Annotated in this window: 1 protein-coding gene; it reads left to right on the top strand. The window is 57.8% G+C overall.

Annotated elements, in window-relative coordinates; genetic code table 11:
• The coding region (locus AC1DKD_RS41860; protein WP_477144813.1) for an RHO alpha subunit C-terminal catalytic domain-containing protein at positions 1–385 on the top strand (385 nt) is incomplete at its 5' end.
• Positions 386–554: the final 169 nt, after the last annotated feature.

The following is a 554-nucleotide window of genomic DNA, read 5'->3' as shown; positions in this document are numbered from 1 at the left end:
CACCTATCGATCCCCATCAGTTATCAACATCGACGTAGGAGTGGCCAAAGCCGGCACAGGAGCCTTTGAGGGCGACAGAAGCCAGGGAGTCAACGGATTCGTCATGAATGCCATCACACCGGAAAGCGATAAGTCCTGCCACTACTTCTGGGCTTTCATGCGGAACTACCGCCTGGACAGCCAGCTGATTACCACTCAGCTGCGGCAGGGCGTCCATGGCGTGTTCGGGGAGGATGAAGCAATGCTCACGGCCCAACAGGCTGCCATCGATGCCAACTCCGACTACGAGTTCTACAACCTGAACATCGACGCAGGCGGCATGTGGGTTCGCCGCCTGATCGAGCGCCAGCTCGAATCCGAAGGCCGTCTCGTCCCCCTCGCCTAACGCGAGGCAGGCAAGAATTGAACAGGTGAAATAGACATGGCAGCAACAAACACAGAGGTCTGGCAATACGGGACGGTTGTTGAGGTGGGCAGCGTCGCTACCAACATCCAGCGGATTGTGCTCGCGCCAGAGCTCCCTGTAAACGCGGAACCTGGTTCACATATCGACG

It is taken from the genome of Cupriavidus sp. 05T313, from assembly GCF_056396665.1.
Note: the sequence above shows the minus strand (reverse complement) of the source record. Positions and strands in the feature narration are given on the sequence as shown.